The 16,967-nt window shown below is 53.4% G+C and carries 12 protein-coding genes; 1 reads left to right on the top strand and 11 read right to left on the bottom strand.

Annotated features, from left to right (window positions below):
• Positions 1 to 15 precede the first annotated feature (15 nt).
• A complete protein-coding gene (locus tag ASD58_RS23495; protein WP_057263680.1) occupies positions 16 to 216 on the top strand; it encodes a hypothetical protein in 201 nt (66 codons plus the stop codon).
• Positions 217 to 271: 55 nt separating this feature from the next.
• On the opposite strand, the gene ASD58_RS23490 is transcribed toward ASD58_RS23495, so the two are convergent.
• The 11 genes from ASD58_RS23490 to ASD58_RS23440 all read right to left on the bottom strand — a co-directional run bounded on the left by ASD58_RS23490 (position 272) and on the right by ASD58_RS23440 (position 16,769).
• Positions 272 to 1,807, bottom strand: coding sequence for an endonuclease NucS domain-containing protein (locus ASD58_RS23490; protein ID WP_057263678.1), 1,536 nt, complete (start codon positions 1,805 to 1,807; stop codon positions 272 to 274).
• A gap of 61 nt (positions 1,808 to 1,868) precedes the next feature.
• A complete protein-coding gene (locus ASD58_RS23485; protein WP_057263676.1) occupies positions 1,869 to 2,939 on the bottom strand; it encodes an HNH endonuclease in 1,071 nt (356 codons plus the stop codon).
• Positions 2,939 to 4,807 (bottom strand): restriction system-associated AAA family ATPase, encoded by a 1,869-nt coding sequence (locus ASD58_RS23480; protein ID WP_057263674.1) that lies wholly within the window; start codon positions 4,805 to 4,807, stop codon positions 2,939 to 2,941. Before ASD58_RS23480 ends, ASD58_RS23485 begins: the two co-directional genes overlap by 1 nt.
• Complete coding sequence (locus tag ASD58_RS23475; protein ID WP_082565635.1) at positions 4,804 to 6,399, bottom strand: restriction endonuclease subunit S; 1,596 nt, start codon at positions 6,397 to 6,399, stop codon at positions 4,804 to 4,806. The genes ASD58_RS23480 and ASD58_RS23475 overlap by 4 nt, the downstream gene beginning before the upstream one ends.
• Entirely contained in the window at positions 6,396 to 8,060 is a 1,665-nt protein-coding gene (locus ASD58_RS23470; protein ID WP_057263672.1) for a class I SAM-dependent DNA methyltransferase, read from the bottom strand. Before ASD58_RS23470 ends, ASD58_RS23475 begins: the two co-directional genes overlap by 4 nt.
• Before the next feature lie 15 nt (positions 8,061 to 8,075).
• Positions 8,076 to 10,874 carry a DEAD/DEAH box helicase family protein gene (locus ASD58_RS23465; protein ID WP_057263670.1) on the bottom strand — a complete coding sequence of 933 codons (2,799 nt, stop codon included), beginning with the start codon at positions 10,872 to 10,874 and terminating at the stop codon, positions 8,076 to 8,078.
• A 67-nt stretch (positions 10,875 to 10,941) separates the two neighbouring features.
• Positions 10,942 to 11,145, bottom strand: a complete 204-nt coding sequence (locus ASD58_RS23460; RefSeq protein ID WP_057263668.1) for a helix-turn-helix domain-containing protein — start codon at positions 11,143 to 11,145, stop codon at positions 10,942 to 10,944.
• 145 nt (positions 11,146 to 11,290) lie between these two features.
• The gene (locus ASD58_RS23455) at positions 11,291 to 11,764 is read right to left on the bottom strand and encodes a hypothetical protein (protein WP_057263666.1); all 474 of its coding nucleotides are present in this window, start codon (positions 11,762 to 11,764) and stop codon (positions 11,291 to 11,293) included.
• Entirely contained in the window at positions 11,754 to 14,096 is a 2,343-nt protein-coding gene (locus ASD58_RS23450) for a hypothetical protein (RefSeq protein ID WP_057263664.1), read from the bottom strand. The genes ASD58_RS23455 and ASD58_RS23450 overlap by 11 nt, the downstream gene beginning before the upstream one ends.
• The gene (locus tag ASD58_RS23445; RefSeq protein WP_057263662.1) at positions 14,086 to 15,588 is read right to left on the bottom strand and encodes a tyrosine-type recombinase/integrase; all 1,503 of its coding nucleotides are present in this window, start codon (positions 15,586 to 15,588) and stop codon (positions 14,086 to 14,088) included. The genes ASD58_RS23450 and ASD58_RS23445 overlap by 11 nt, the downstream gene beginning before the upstream one ends.
• Entirely contained in the window at positions 15,585 to 16,769 is a 1,185-nt protein-coding gene (locus ASD58_RS23440) for a site-specific integrase (RefSeq protein ID WP_057264119.1), read from the bottom strand. Before ASD58_RS23440 ends, ASD58_RS23445 begins: the two co-directional genes overlap by 4 nt.
• Positions 16,770 to 16,967 lie beyond the last annotated feature (198 nt).

The raw sequence follows: 16,967 nt of genomic DNA, 5'->3' as shown, positions 1-16,967 counted from the left end.
TGTAACCTAGGAAGCATGAACGCGCCCCTCTCCCCGATTGAATCCGAGTTCGGTACCACCGAGGACGCGGCTGCATATGATCGCTGGTTCCATGCCCTGGTGCAGGAAGCCATCGACGACCCACGGGTAAGCATCCCGCACGATCACGTGATGGCCAGAATGCGCACCATCATCGCCGCCAAACGCGAAAAAAACCGATCGAATGAACAGTCGTAACGATAGGACAGACTGGTCACAGGTCCTAAGCTAGTACAATTAAACATCATGTGTACTACTCAAACAGCGCTCCTGCAAAATTACTGACCAACTCGCGGTATTGCGTGAAGAATGCCCTATTTTTGCTAAAGAATCCTTTGAACCCAAGACCTAGTTCACCTGGTATGGCCTTACGCGAAATTTTTTCCGTAAATGTAAGCTCATTTGTGTTCGATTCAGTGGAATCTGGGCAATCGATCTGGAAGAAAGGTGTTTCCAGGCCAATACGCTCCCGAACAAGATCATCGAATTCAAACTGAGAGCCAAAATGCTGTGCGGTCAACCAATACATTGGGTCGGTACAGGTTATTCTAAAAAAATCATCCGGAGAAATATTAATTATCTTCTTGTTCCAACGAACCAAGGATGAATAGATTATTACCCCACTTGATTCCTGTGAAAAAATTTCGACGGTAGGGAAATATCGAATATCTCCGATGCACAACTTACATAATGCAAAATGTGTATTTGCGATGTTGTATATGGAAACTGCTACTTTGGCATTTGGGTCTCGAACGGCGATTTCTTCTAGTATCATTGGGATAGCCAGCTCCCAGCCTGAATTACCCTTGGCAACTAGCAAGCTATCATTCTTCAATTGATTCCAACGATCCACAAATTTTGGTGATGTTATACAATTTAGATAGTGTGGTGAGCCACCTTCTGTCTGCATTGCCAGCTGTATTACCTGTTCATTGGATATCAACTGCTCATTAGACTTGAACCGGCCAGACCGCAGGATAACATTCACTTCCCATGCATCAGTCATCACACGAAGCTTATCTGGATACCCAATTTCCATCGTGTCATGATTGAAAAAGTCCCGGCAATAAGCCATGAGAAAATTCTCGTCTGGCTGATCCAGCTCATCGTCCCAATTTAGCTGTTGCTTGAGTGCGTCCTGCTGTTCTTCGCTGACCAAGAAAAAAGGGGACGAAAATGTCACATAAATTCCGTGTGGATAAATAACCCTCTCGTCCTCCCCCACATGATCAACGGAAAATAATACATGGTCATTGATGCCGACTTTTAGTAGCGAATCGGAAACAACGCGAACATTTTCATCACGCTGCTCGACTCGTTCATACAGATGAATATTTTGACTTTGAGAAATACTCAAAGCAGCATTTAATGCTATCGGAGTAAATTTTACAGCCGAAATAATCTGACCTTCTGTATTGGCTGTAATTCTTATCCCTTCGGTATGACATGGTGCAATTTCCAAGAATTCAGAAAACGGTACGGCTAATTCATCCCAAACCGTAGATACAAGCATCGCACGGATGCTGGTCTGCGCCACACCTAATTGCCTGTGTAAAATAGACACATACTTAAATAGCTCGTGCAGCGCCTGTCGAGCGGCCTGTTCACTTCGTTTTATTTCAATGATTACATAATTTCCAAAAAAATCACGCGCCAAAATATCTATACGTCCGTTTGTACCAAAGGAATTTCTTAAATGGTACTCGCTATTAATGATAGTCAAACCTTTCTCGATCAAATCTAAATTCAATGCGAGATGATCCCTGATTTTCGCTTCAAATTGATTCATAAGGTTTTGATCCGTGAATTGTTACCATTAGTGGCCGCCGTAAGTTCATGTATCGAAGCCTCTATAAAGCACCGATCTTTTTGCAGGCGTCGAGAAAGGATTTCTTGAGAAAGTTGCACTCAGCATAAGGACGGCTCTGGGCCTGCCGTGCCAATGTTGTTAGGAACTCGGCAGGGTCTCGGCCATCTTCTTTCCATTCATCAAGCACTTGAGTGATCCAGTACTTTCCGTCATTCTCTCCGCATAGTTTTGCTTTGTAGCGCTCTTCAATGCCATATACATCCTTCCACGTATCGATCTCCTCGGTAACGGTGGCTGGGCCAAACTGCAAGGTGATTTCTGCCGGCGTGAGCTTTGCGATATCTACTTGATGCAAGGTGACTTGTAACTCAATGGCACGCGGCGCTTTTGTGTACGGGTAGAAAACCGCACGGCGATGAACAGATCTGGCGGGATCTTTGGGCGTGTAGGCAGGGTCCTTGCTGGTCTTGTAGCTACTGTTGCAGTGGTGACAGGCTGGGACAAGATTACGAAAGTTGATGGAATTGAATGGGTATAGTGCCTTGGGCAGGTAGTGGTCATAAGCTTCGCGCTTGCTGTGATATTCGCCCAGCAAATCGTTGATGCCGCAAAACGGGCACTTCCCTGCCTTGTTGGTCTGCACAAAGGTCCGGTAGTGATCATCGATGTCGCCGCACTTCTTTTTCAGCGCGGCAATGTCCACATGCGAATACAGACCTTTGAAGAACGACGCCAACTGATCACGCAGATCTTTGAGCTCCGCAGGAAAGTCAGCATATCGCTGCAGCGACATGGCGTGATCGTTGGCACATACCCCCTCCACATCGTTGTTCGCCCTGTACCAGAGACGAAGCTGCTCGACCTGGCAAGGACTCAAAGGCGCGAAGAGCGCGTAGATACGTTCTACATGTCCTGCGAAAAACTCAGCCGCTTTGCTGTCGTCGTAGTGAAATGCTGTCATCACCTCAAACAGCTCAGGATTCGAGGCAAAAAGCTCTAGACGGTAGGGGCGCTTTAGTGGTGCCTGGCACCATACCGCGTAGAAGATGAAGTCGATGAAGGTCTGCAGCCTTTCCATCTGGTGCGGCACATAGGTGTACGGAAACAGCATCAGCCCAGAACCTCCCCATTGCCTGGCTGATCATCGTTCAGGATGGCCTTGATCAGCAGCACTTTTTCTACCGAGTCACCAAGCTGCTGGTGAATCTCCGTGATCAGGACTTCCTTGTCTTCGTTGCCCTGCTCAAAGCGGACTCGCAACGCACCCAGCAAGGCCTGCGCATGGCCGCCGATGGTTTCGCGTTTGCCGAAGGTGTTCATGGTGATCTTGTTGATTGACGCGCCCATCGTGTTGTAGTCCGGGCGGTTGATGCTGACTGCGCCGCTGGATTTGTCCTTGGCAAACACCAGCACCTTGTCCGGCTTGCTGTCGGAGATCAGGAAAGGCGTATGAGTGGTGACCAGCATTTCTTGTGCGAATTCACCATGGCCCGGCAGACATTGGCGCAAACGACTGATGAACTTGGCGCGCCAGTCTGGGTTGAAGTGCGTCTCAGGTTCGTCGAGCAGGAACAGGCTATTGGTGGCCCGAAACAGCAGGCACAGGCCGAGGCTGTGCAGCAACTGATGCTCGCCGTCCGACAACTCTTTGAGCATCATCGGCTGCGCCACGCCCTGCTTGGTGAAGCGCACGAACTTGAAACGCATAATGCGCTGGTCGGAGGCCAGCGTCGGCACCGTCTCGCCCACGTAGTGGCTGATGGAGGTATAGAGATCGGACTTCAGTATGTCGCTGACGGCATACAGGTTAAGCGTCAACAGCACCTGAAACGCCTGAAACAGCACCAGCGCCGAACCATCGAAGTTCTCACAGAATGCCTGCCTGGTCGCATCATTCACCCAGTAGTCGAGCACCAGCGTGTCCGTGGCGTCATCAACGTAATGCAAGGTGGCACAACGCTTGAGGGCGCTCACCACCAGCGAGGATTTCTCGTCTCCCTCCAACAGCTGCAGCAAATTTAGGCGATAGCGGGTGTTTCCTGGCTCATCAGTTTCCGAGAGCGAGGGATTGCTTTTGATGATCTCGCGACGAACCAAATCATCAATTGATTGGCTGATCTCAGACTCTGAGAGCCCGCGCTCTCTAGCTTCCGCCTGTATTCGGTTTCGTCGCTCGCGCTTCTGATCTTCGTCAGCGAGGTCAAAGACTTCAAGTTGTGCTGCTTCGATTGGAATTTGGCGGCGCAGGATGATGCGGAACTCGCGCAGGGCCTCAATGCCCACATCCTCGCGGAAGGGCTGGAGTGTGGCCTCGTCCTGAAACAGCAGGTTGCACAGCAGGATGGCCTGACTGAATCCGCTGTCCAGATAGGCCAGCCGCGTTTCCGGGTGGCCGGGGTAGCTCACCTGCCGGGTCAGTGCGTTCCAGTACTCGTCGAATTGCACGAAACGCATCTTGAAGAAAGGCAGGCTGAGGATTTCGTTTTCGCCCGACGAATAGCCCAGCACGTACTGCGGCAGCAGGGTATCGGCATGGCCGCCCTTGAACACCTCGTACACATCGGTGCTGAAATCGCTCTGGTTTTCCCACTGAAAGCGGACCGATTCGCCAGCGTTCTTCCACACGACGACTTTCGCCCACAGCGGGCTGCCGGAGCTGCGGTACTCGGCGGGAACGCGGATCAGGTAATCCAGCTCAAAGGCGACGGGCGATACATCCAGCGCCCCGTCTTGCAGTGCTTCGGGCAGAAAGCTGCGGCGCACGCGCAGCACTTCCAACTGGTAGAAGATCGCCGCCAGCGCTTCGAGCAGGTTGGATTTGCCGCTGCCGTTGGGCCCAGCGCAGACGAAGGGGGCAAATTCGTTGGGTTGCGCCAACTCTTCCTGCAAGCCCCATTCGGTGCGGAAGTGATGCTCAAAACCACAGGGCAGGCTGCGAAAGCCTGCAGGGTCAGTGATCTTCAGGCGCAGCAGCTTCATGTCTGACAGGCCTTTAGCTCAATCGAGTTTCCGAAGATGGGCTCGCCACTCTTCTCGTCGTAGTCAGTGACATTTCTTGACTGGACAAGACGGCCAGCGGTCAGCGCCTCGAACATCCAACCCTTTATATGTTCGTAGTCACTTGCGCCCAGTTCGAAATCATTGACCGGATGCAGTTCCGCAAGCCGCGTTTGCGCTGCCGCCATGAAGCGCTGTAGAAAAAATGGCGCGCTGCCCAGTTGGCCGCGATAGGCCTCTAACCACTGTGCCAGCAGATGCTTGCGCGCCTCAGCGCTCTCCAGTGCCGCGAGCAGGTTGTCGGTGTCCGGCAAATGGATGGTCAATTCCTGTTCGGCAGGCGCTTGCGAAGGTTCTGCTGCCACGGTTTTCTCTTCCTCTGATTGTATGCCCGGCAAGGGTATCCGCGTCAAATCCAGCTCCCCCTTGAAAGCCCGCTGGCTTAGTGCGCCGTAAAGGGCCTCTAGAACAGTGAGACTTTGCTGATAGCGGGCTTTAATGACTTCAATTTTGCCTGCGATCACAGCAAATTGATTCTGGAGCACAAAGGGTGGCTTGATCATCGCGATCTTCTCGAAATCACCTTTCGTTAGAATCTTCTTCATTCCCTTCGTTGCATGGCTCTGTATGTAGGCCCGAGACAACTTAAACAGGCCATACAAATACAAGGGACTGACATCGTCTCCGGGCTGAATGGCATTGATCTGCTGATTGAAGGACACCGTCCTGTTTGTCAGTGCTGCACGCCCAATCGATTCGATGCTACCGGCGATACAGGCCACGAGCAAAGCCCCAGCCGTTATTGTTCTCGCCTTTCTCGCCCCAACCTCAGACAGATGCTCAGCGGCAGGCGTGACGAAAACAGCATTACCTGCGATGTTGTCCGTCTTTATCCACTCGATGAAATCGCCATCGTAATTTTCAGCTTCATTTCTGGGTGGTGTATTGCCAGTCGAAATCTTGCCAAAGGCTTTTAGCTCGGGTTTGCTCCAGCCCTTCTCATTCCGCACCGGGTCTCCAAACATTTCCAGAAACACGCTCTTGAACAGGTCGTCCAGTTGTTGCAGGTGTTGTTTGCGCTGGACGATCAGCCCTTCCACTTTGCCGAGCAGATGTCCAATGCGGATTTGATCGTCCAATTCCTCGGGAACGGCGATTTCGAGTTTGTACAGTTCTTCTTGAGTAATGCCCTTGACCGTCGCACCGGATCCCTTTTTGACGATCTCTTCTTTCAATGACAAAACTGCGTGCAGCAGAAATTTCGTATCCAAAGCAACTTTTGGAACAAGCGCCCGCAGGTCTTGGTTTATTGCCAAATCTACGGTGTTAATCGCCGCTTTCCCTAACGACATTCTCGTGGGGATAATGACATGCCCTTTGGGAATCAGATTCGCAGAGCTGTTCGTCAATCCTTCCTGAGTGATGAAGTCTTGAGTTTCAGACAAGGACGTAGAGGCGAAGTCCTTGACGCTTGCCCAGGGAATGTCGCCATTCCAATACGCTGGAACTTGTTTCGACGGGGTGCCGCCGCCCTTGAAGCTAACGAGCTCCCGAAGAGGTTTGAATGCGCTCATCCCACCATCACCTTTAATTCCAGCAACTCACGTACAATGCCGCTTTGCACTTTGGCCAGTTCCGCTTCATCCACATCGCCGACTTCAGCCTGAATCAGCCGATCCAGAATCACGCCCGGCGCGTCGTAGTGCACTTCTTCGAATACATCTTCCTTGTAGCGGGAGAGTGAAAGGTCGAAGTTGTTTTTCTCATCCGCAATCTCGGCGCGCGGCACCATGAAAAATTTGGCCGTGCGGTCGGTGCTAGTCGCCGCATCGCGAGCGTGGTACCTGGCGATGATATCTTGCAGGTCGCCAAAGCCTTCCTGCTTGCTGCGCTTGTCGTCCAGTGAATAGCCGTCAGCGGCCATTTCATAAAACCAGACGTGTTCGGTGGCAGGTTTTGTCACCTTGTCTTTCGGCCCCCAAACCTTGGTGAACAGCAGGATTGCGGTGCTGACACCGGCATAGGGTTTGAATACGCCGCTGGGCAGGGTGATTACAGCCTTGAGATCGCAACGCTCCACCAGCAACTGGCGCAGCGTCCTAAACGCGCCGCCGGAGCCGAACAGCACGCCCTGCGGCACGATCACGCAGGCGGTGCCGCCCTTCTTCAGCAGGCGGTAGATGTTTTCGACAAACAGCAGCTCGGTCTTGGTGGTGGCCAGTTGTAGGTGCTCGTTGATGTCGCCCTTGTCGATGCTGCCGGTGAAAGGTGGGTTGGCCATGACGATGTCGTATCCGGCTTCCTCGGTGTAGCTCTTGCTGAGGGTGTCCTTGTAGTCGATGTGCGGTTCGTCGATACCGTGCATCATCAGGTTCATCAGGCCCAGTCGCACCATGGTCTGGTCGATGTCGTAACCCCAGAGCGAGCTGGCCAGAATGGCTTGCGCTTTTTCGGTGAGCGCAGCGGCGACCGAGGTGCGCACGAAGCCGTCCTCATCGGGTGTGAGGTTTTTGCTCTCCGCCTTGATAGCCAGTTGCGTGACGATGTACTGATAGGCGCCGAGCAAAAAGCCGCCGGAGCCACAGGCCGGGTCGGCAATCTTGTGGCCCAGTTGCGGCTGCACCAAATCGGCCATCAGCTTGATGATGTGGCGGGGGGTGCGGAACTGGCCGTTCTTGCCGGCGGTGGCGATCTCTGACAGCAGCATTTCATAGACATCGCCTTGAATATCCTGAAAGGCCTGGCCCTTTTCTCGGGAATCGCGCTCCATCACCTCGAAGATGTCGTCGATGGTCTTCACCGCCTCCACCAGCAGGGCCGGCTTGGGGATGATGAACACGGCATTGCGCATGTGGTGGGTGAAGTTGCTCTCCGAACCGTTCAGGTCTTTAAGGAAGGGAAACACCTTGCCCTGCACGTGTTGCAGCATCTCTTGGGCCTGCATGCGCTTGAATTCGCTCCAGCGCAGGCCGCGCTTGTCGATGGCGAATTTTTCGGGTTCCGGCTGGCTGCGGTATTCGGGAGGAATCCAGCTGCCTTCGAATTTGGAGGTGTAGTTGTCACCCGTCCATTCAGCGTCGGCTTGGCGCTTCTGATCAAGCTCATCAAGCCGCTTCATGAACAGCAGATAGGTGATCTGCTCGATGGCGGTGAGCGGGTTGCTGATGCCGCCGCTCCAGAATTTGTTCCAGAGTTGATCGATCTTGCTTTTAAGTTCGGGGTTGTTCTGTAGCATGGAATGCCTTGATTTTTAGGCAGCCAACCGTTCGGTCAGCTGCAGGATTTCGTTGATTTCGGCCGGGCTGAAGACGCCACGGATGCCTTGCGGGTGGATGACCGTGAAGGGGGCGTTGATCAGGTCTTTCTTCTCGACCTTTTCGCGCTCGATAATGAAGCCCTTCAATAGGTTGAGGAATTCCATCTGCCGACTGCTGAGTGCCGTGTGGGCGCGGATGAACTGATCGAAGGCGGCGCCGACCTCATCGGGAAAGCTCCTGAGCACTTCAATACCCAAGATGTGACGGATGAACTGGATGAAGCGTGCCTTGCGGTTTTTGTAGACCTGACGCAGCAGGCCTTCAGTGATGTGCGGGTGTTCTTCGTGCAGTAGCTCGGCCAGTTCGTTGGCCTCTTCGCTGCTTACCGCTTGGCCGCTTTTGATCTTCTGCAGGACTGGGTTGTGCTCGGTGAGTTCGGCTATCAGGCTTTCCACCATCTCGCGGTAGCGGGAGATGCTGACGGCTTCGTATTGCGGGCCGAACTCCACCCATTCCTTCTTGTGCAGTTCATCGGCCAGATCGAGGTGGGTTTGCTCCTGGCCGGTGGGTTGCTCGCGGAATTTCATCAGCGGGCCGAGTTTAGCGATCAGTTCGTCGAAAGCGTCTTCATCCGCTTTGGCCCAGTGGTGGCTGGTTTGCGCGGAGCGAATCAGGGGCTCTTCCTGCTTCACGAAGCTGACCGAAAGCGGTAGCTCGCTGATTTGTTCGACGATGCCTTCCTTAATTGTTTCGGCCTGTTCCTTGTCTTTATTCAGAACGGCTAGCGAATATTCAAGCACGTCGCGCTCGAAGCGCATAGCCCTGAAGTCGGCCTCGGACACAGTGCGGAAGAGCGGCTTGATTTCCAAGCGCAGGAATTCCAGCCGTTCGTGGCTGAGGCTGATCCAGAAGTTGTCATCAGCCAGCCGAACCAGCACGGCTGTGGCTTCCTTGATCACCACCGATTCTTTGGGTAGGGCTGCAATCTGCGCGCGGAGCTTGGCGATTTCGCGCGTGGCAATATCAGCATGGCCGCTGTCGTTGGCCGTTTCGATCTTGTCGATGCGCAGGCCCACCAACCGCACCGGCAGCGGCAACTGGGCTTTCAGTTCCTTGCCCTTGGGGTTGAGCTTGAAGTATTCGAAGTTGTCCCAACAGTCGAGTACCAGGAACACCTCTTTTTCCACGCACCAGGGCTTGGGCTTGCTGGTTTCCAGCAGACGGGTGCCGCGCCCGACCATCTGCCAAAACTTGGTATAGGAATAGACCGGCTTCGCGAAGACGAGATTCACGATCTCACGCACGTCGATGCCGGTGTCGAGCATGTCCACGCTGATGGCAATGCGTGGCATGTCGTTGTTGGTGAACTGATCGAGCAGGCCGCCTTTGCCGTAGACGCGCGGGTCGTCCGAAACCAGTACCTTGGCGAGTTCACCGTGGTACTGCGGATAGAGCTTGTCGAAGATCTCTTCCATACGCCGGGCGTGGGCCTTGGTGGCGCAAAAGAAGATGGACTTGCCCGGCAGCACGCCGTTGGCGTCCTTGATGGCTTCCTCCATGAATTCGCGGACGATCAATGTGTTGGTGCCCTTGTTGATCACCTGCTTTTCAAGTTGGGTGCCCTCGAAGTTGATGTCTTCAACCTCCTTGCCCTGCAAGATCAGCTTCTTCTGGTCTTCCAGCGAAATGGTGCGCTTGCTGATACCTTCCATCTGGAACTTGGTCTGAATCTTCATGACCTGGAAGTTGCAGAGGTAAGGTGGCACGTTGTTCACGGCTTCTTCATAGGTGTAGGCAAACGTGGGAATGCCGTCTTCGCAATGGAAAAGCTGGAAAGTGTTGTGGTCGATGATGTCGGTCGGCGTGGCCGTTAGGCCCAGCGTGATGGCCTTGAAGTAGTTGAGCACCTCGCCGAAGGTGTTGTAGATGGAGCGATGGCTCTCATCGACGACGATAAAGTCGAAAAAGTGCGGTGACAGGTGCTGAGCCTCGTCCCGGATGATGTTCAGCATCGTTGGGTAGGTGGCGACGTACACACGGCGATCCGTGGCAATCAGCTTTTCGCCGACATTGGGCCAACGCGGCTCATTGGGCATGTGCTCCTTGAAGGCGGCCAGCGCTTGCTCGCGCAACGCAATCCGGTCAACCAAGAACAGCACCTTCTCGGCGCGGCCAGCACGCATCAGCGCATCGACCATTGCAATGCAGGTGCGGGTTTTGCCCGTGCCGGTGGCCATCACCAGCAGGAAATCACGCTGCTTTTTCTCTATGCCTTCGAGCACCGAGCGAATCGCGCGGATTTGATAATCACGGCCGGCGATCGAGGTGTTGATGAACTCCTGCGTTAGCGGCTTGCGATTGCGGCGGATGTAGGCAAAGCGTTCCAGATCGTCGCGCGTGGGAAAACCGATAACCTTGCGTGGCGGCACGTTCTCCAAGTCCCAGAAATAGAGCTCATGGCCGTTGGTATAGAAGCAGAACGGCAGTTCGCCGCCCAATTGCTTCTGGATGTTGTAGCAGTACTGCTTCGCTTGCTCACGGCCAATGGCGGCATCGCGGCTGGTCTTTTTGGCCTCGATCACCGCCAGCGGCCTGCGGTCTTTGCCGAGTAGGACGTAGTCACTGAACTGGCGGCCCTCGTAGGGCGTGCGCGGTTCGGCCACGCCGTCTCCTAGAGACGTGAGGATGTCAAATTCTTCGACAACTTGAGTAGGATCTTTGACATTCCACCCCGCCTGGTACAGCTGTTTGTCGATTAATTCAGACCTGGTTTGTGCCTCAGATTTGGTCATCGGTTATTGCTCCCCAAGGCACAAAAAGGCTCGCGCAGGTCAAGCACATGCGCTTTTTTGTTTGCATTCACTTTTCCTCGTGCCTGCGTTCGATGTTTTCATCGGCTCCGCCAGTACGCACCCATTCATCGACTTCGGCGCGTTGAAATTTCCACAAACGCCCGACGCGGTGCGCCGGCAAGCCTTTACGGTCGATCCAGCGATAGATCGAGTCTCTTGTGACGCCCAAGTGCTCGGCGATCTGTTCGACAGAAATCCACGATTCACTCATAGAATAATTCCAAACATCTCAAGGATCAGTGGCATAAAGTCGGAAAGAATCGCAAAGGGCGTACTGTATCATCAAAAAGACTGGTGAGCCAAATAATGATGGCAAAACATTAAGTAAATTGTTCCTTAGTTTTAGATCTTCCAGTCTACTTACGGTCGCGGATTGGCGTGGCTTCGTCATTTTCTAAGCCGTCCGGTATCGCCTTCAGATTTGCCAATTGATCTCGAACTTCCCGGAATCGTTCATAGAATTTAACCAGCTTACCCATGCCGCCGACCTGTGCCACTGCAGCTATCAATGAAAGATGACCTGCGATTAGCACTCGAACGGATTGGTCGAGTTGGTCGATCCTTGCCTCCTGAGTGGAAACCAGTTCTGCAGTCTGGCCTTTCGAGCGTTTGCGGAGCCGCTTTTGCCATTCACGCATGTCTTGCTGCTTTGTTTGAAAGTCTTCGACAAGTTGGCGCCGGCCAGGGTGCCTCGTAATTGTCGAGGCGCTCGAAAGCGTGCTATGGCGCCTGGCCACCTCTCTGGCCGAAATATCTATATCTGCATCAAGTAACATCTGCAGAACTTGCTCGAGCTCCCTGTTGTCTTGGTCTTGTAACTTACGAGGCATCGAGAACGCTCCTTCCTTTCGCTTTCCGAGAAAGATCCTCTCCATCGGGAAAGACCTGCTCGCCAGGCGCGGTCTGAATTAGACGAGCAATGTTGGCCAGGCGAACTTCGGCGTGCCGAATTTGGTTCTCACGCCCGATAGCGGTTGTTTCTTTTGCCCGAGCGAGATCCAGCGCATCTTTCAGCTTACCCTGTAAGACTATTAGATTTCTCCGATTTTCAGGGAGATCCGTGGCAGAAAGGTGCATGCAACCATTAAAACACTCCAAGTGCGCAGGGCACGGATCAACGGTGAAGGAATTCAGGCAGTGACCGTAAGGTGTCGCATGAAAACCGTCCGCCTCGGCTTTCAAAAATGTGTAGGCAGCCTCATCCCCCTCGTCGGCCTGAATACGCTTGAATTCCTTGACGATAGGACCATTTGCGCGGCCCACCCTGATCATCTTGGCGACGCTTCCTGCTTTGCCGCCAAGATATGCGTCCCATTCGTCCGGGAGCGATATTTGATCCAGTTCCTCCTGGAGGCTACGGTGGTCGTACTCATAGCTCTGGACAACTGAACGCCTGTTAAAGCGCTTGGTAATAATCGTGTCTGCAACACCCAGCCGAAAGAGCTCAGTGTTCTGTAGGTGCCTTAGCGAGTGAGGCAACAGCGACAAGCGCCGGTCTTCTTCGGTCTCCCCGTAAATCTCAAAGAGAGTAGGGGAGTTGCTCTCGTCTGAAGAAAGGCCGAGTCTGAGAACTTCTTGGGTGGCGATGCCAACGCCAACTACTCGGCCAACGTGGCAAGGAATATTGTCTCGCGCCTCTGCAAGGGCGCGTTTTGGCTGCAAGAAGAGCATTTCCCATGGCTGCACAAGCCTACCGCCGTCCAATTGGAAAGGGGTAAGATCGGAAAGCTTGGTCGGCGTCTGTTCGCGAATATATTCTTCTGCCTCGCTGACTCGCACGAAGGCATTTAAAGCGCCTCGGCCGTCGTGCGGGTTTCCTTTCTGGTCACGAAGTACCATTCCGCTTTTCCTTAACCGGATGGCAAACTGATAAAGTGCCATTCGCGGCTTAAGCGACCCACGGCGCTGCAAATCGATCAATCGGTCCAACTCGATCGGGTCATAACTGGCGCGATAGCTATCGAAGAACGGTTGCGCAGCGGCTTCTTCCATCTCCGTCGTCAAGACCATCCCGGTCAGGTGTACATAGAGATCGACAATCGGGAGTAGGGCATCCGGTTCGTACATTGGCAGCAGGCGGCCCGTTTCGCATTGCGCCTTAAGAGTTCGACGTAGCGGAGCAGTCAGGCGGTCCACTTCCTCCAAGGTGTCGCACGCGATCTGTTCAAACATCGCCGGAATGTACTGCGACTCTTCCCAAAGAGTTCCGCCTTGCTTTCGACTGCTACCTTGCTTTTCCGAGTAGTGCCTTAGAAGCAAGGCCCGGGAAACCCCGCCATGCTTTGCAGCGGAGGCGCCGAATTGATCTTGGTACTCATGCGTTCTTTTCCAATCCAACGGGAGCAGGGCGATCTCACCAATCCGTAGTCCAGTTATCGTAACTAGCTTTCCCTGTGCAAATCGGATCGCGTCCGAAAAAGTCTTTGGCCTTTCGGTGAAAACTATCCGCATGAATTCCCAGAAGGCGCGCATTTCTGGCAGCTTCTCTTCCGACTTTCGCACTTGCAGTGCCGCCTTTAGTTCTGAAGATTTCTTGACATACTTTGCCTGGTGTACCTTCCCTGGAATTCGGAGGCGCTCCGTCCCAATAAGCGGCATCAGTGGCGCGGCATCGACAAGGTGATGTGCATCGAGGACAGTCTTGACAAAGGATCGGATGACAATCGCTGACTGTCCGGAAGGTTGCACCGCAAGCGCAATGGAAAGGCAAAGATCAATGTCGTCCGCAACTAATTGCCACGGCGCCTTGTCGTTTATGGCGGTAGCGATTAGGCGCATCGCATTGCAGGTTGCTGTAACATGCGATAGGCTTCGACCAGCCTCGATGACCTGATGCAGCACGTAGGATTTGATCAGTTCCTGCCAATGCACTGAAACCGGCAAAGGCTCCTGGTCAGCAGCCACCTGGCAGGGCAGCCCTCGTTCGCGCATTTCAATGGCCACTTGAGGCAGGGTGCCGAACTGGCGCAGTTTTGAACTCGTAGGATTTCCGTCTTTCGAGAGCTTCCTAAGATCCCAGGCCGAGCCATCAATGGCCACACCACTATGGTCAAGACGAATTTCCCATTCGATCAACTCTCGTGCGGCTATCTTTTTTCCATCATCAATGAAGCGGGAGAATGAGGCAGGGGGCACGCTAACAAATTGGTTTTCAGTCTGCATGGCCTTCTCCTAAGCCGCTGATAACAGCTTGGACTTCAGATATTGTTCGCTTCAACTGAAGAAAGGCCGGAGATTCCGTTTCGGCGCGAGAGGTCGAGTAGAAGAAGTTCACGACCTCTCGGAAGCCACGCAGTACTTCTTGATGTATTGACTCATCGGAGACCGGAAGAAATTTCGGACAACCGTAGCATGCGGTCACCGGATTGAATGGGCAGGAAGGCTGCCCCGTAGTGCACGCGCCGATGCCTGCGATTGGTATGCCGTGCGGAACGCCCGCGACTTGCTGATCTCCCTTCAGCTTTTTCAATTCCTCAGGGTGAATAAAGCCCGTAGTACCCATGCTTGCCACTTGGCGATATGTATCTGAGATGCCCAGCGCTTGATTAACTCGCTCAGCCTGCGTGGCCGATGTGGCGTAGTACACCTGACCTGACTCTAAGCTGGAGTGCCCCATGTATTCGGCGAGTTCTTCTGCGCTGGCACCGGCATCGACCATTCGCATGGCACCAGAGTGTCGTAGATCTCTTGCGGACCACGCGGCGCCGGTCACGTCCAGCAGCAACTCTCGAATACGAACAGAAATGGAGGCCGCGTCTGTGTAGTCTAGAAAATGGGCACTTCCCGGGCGGTGCATAGTTCTAGCAAAGATCTCGCTAAAAATAATCGCCCATTCTCGCTTGATCCGCCGTACCAGTGGCATCCGCTTCATCGAATCATCACGCTGCTTAATCATCCGAAAGGTCAAATGAACAGAGGAATTCCCACTTGGTGGCGAAATAATTCGACAATCGCGGCGTCGAAGTACCCCAATTTGTTTCGGGCGCATCGCAAATTGGTAGCTGCAAATTATGAGCGCGGTGTCGATCAGGGATGCTAGGGACATATCTTTCGCTGCAACCGCACGTTCTTCGACCCACCGAACCAGACGCGCCTCGTCCTCTATCGATATGAAAACGTCCCTCCTGCGGACACCAGCAAATTTGTCAGCTGGCGGAAGGGGGAGTGCCGAGGAAATGAAGGTCAGATAATTCGGGGTCCATTCGCCGACCCTTCGTTCGGCCAGAAATACCAATAAAGATTTAAGGCCCGAGAACACCTCGGCATAGGGAATCTTGGCCCGTAAATTATCCCAGAGTGGCCTGGCAGCTGCCGGATTGCATTGGATAAGATCAACCATGTCGTTAAGCTCGACATGAACGAGGCTGCTGAAATTGAGTCGAGCGGTAGCTGCTGCGCCACGCGTTAGGCGGTCAGCGGCATACGCTTGAAGTAGGCGCTGCAATGGCGGGACTGACGAGTACCGATCGAACCGCAGCCGCTGCTTTCGACCGCTGATTGAAACGAGCCATCGCTCGGCCGTCAAATCCGTAATACTGTGATCCTCGTCAGTGTAGTCATCAATGTAGCGGACCACGGAAGGGAGAGCAGGGATGCTAACCCAAAGGGTGTGTACATCTGGGTTGACTGCCGCTCTAGAAAGATGCTGGGTCATTGTGGTAACTCCAGAAGCATAGCAACGCGATCATCGAACTGATCGCTCCAGACAGCGCTCAATCGCTCTTCAAAAGCCGCCTTTGCATAAAGTAGCGGCATTGACGAGACTGCCGACCAGCCAAAATAGCTGCGCATCTTCTGCATTACTTCGGGCATCGAATCGCCGCGAGTCAGCAGCTGCTTCATCCTTATCACCGCCGCAGTATGGCGCAAGTCGTGGGGTGATATCGACGACATCCCTGTTCGGTCCTGCAAAATCTTTAGTGCGCTTGATGAAAGGGATGCTGTCAGGATCTTGAAGAAATGATTCACTCCCTCGGCGGACAGCGGTTGCCCGCGCATACTGCTCAAGAAGTACGGATGTTTTTGGCGCCCGCGATAGTTTTCAGAGTAGGTGTAAAAGGCCTCCGCCACAATTGGGCTCACGGGAATCTGGCGAATTGAAGACACCGTTTTGATGCTCGGGCTCGAATGTCGTGGATCTTCATGTTCATCATCGTTGGTTTGGACGTTAAGCCAAAATTGTCGGCCAGAGGAACAATTCTCTGATTTCACGAAGTCTGCCCGTAATGTCAACGCTTCGCCACGCCGTAGACCTGCATTAAGTAAAAGCAGGAACGTGCAGTATGCCCGCCACTGTGTGGCCGGCGACTTAAACGGATTAGTCTCGGCACCAGGCACAACCAAATCGAACAACTCGGACAACACCGCTGCGGGCAGCGCACGAACGAAATGAGGAGCGCTTTTCTTGCCAACCCTCAGCTGACCATACAGTCGATCCAGTCGCTCGAGCCGCAGAGTGATATCCGCGAGTCTGGCGCTCATATCGGGTGTCCTCAGAAGCCGCTCGGAGATCGTGCGAACGAATTCGACTGCATCGCGCCATCGTTGTTCAGTCCCAGAACTGACGTCGGGAACGTTTCTCAGTGTAATAAAGTAGGATTCGAGAAGTTCTTCCAGCAGCGGCAAATCCTGATCGGCAATGGCATCATCAAGCATGCCTTGGGGATGACCATCTTCAGTGTGCCTGTAGAACCCCTCGATGTGTTGCAAACGCACCTTAAGGGTAGATGGTGCTAGTGTCCCGCCAATGAGCAATGCCCAGGCCGCCGCCCAGAACCGGGGAAGATTCTGGCCATCTGTAAGCACATAGCCAAAGTGCGGGACTTTGATCAGCATGATACGCAACATGGTACTACATAAAACTTACAGGACTGTTGCGTATCATTTAAAGAATAATGCAACACGTAGTAAAGTACACAGAGTTCGCATAATCTATATTATGTCAAATGACGTTTGCATTATCACCGCTTACAACGGGCCACCGCTACATCCTTTAGTGCGCCCGCGTGATAAGCATTGCGACTTGCCAATAAA

Origin of the sequence: Duganella sp. Root1480D1, assembly GCF_001427305.1 — a bacterium.
Taxonomy (GTDB): Bacteria; Pseudomonadota; Gammaproteobacteria; order Burkholderiales; family Burkholderiaceae_D; genus Rugamonas.
This window is presented reverse-complemented; position numbering and strand designations above follow the sequence as displayed.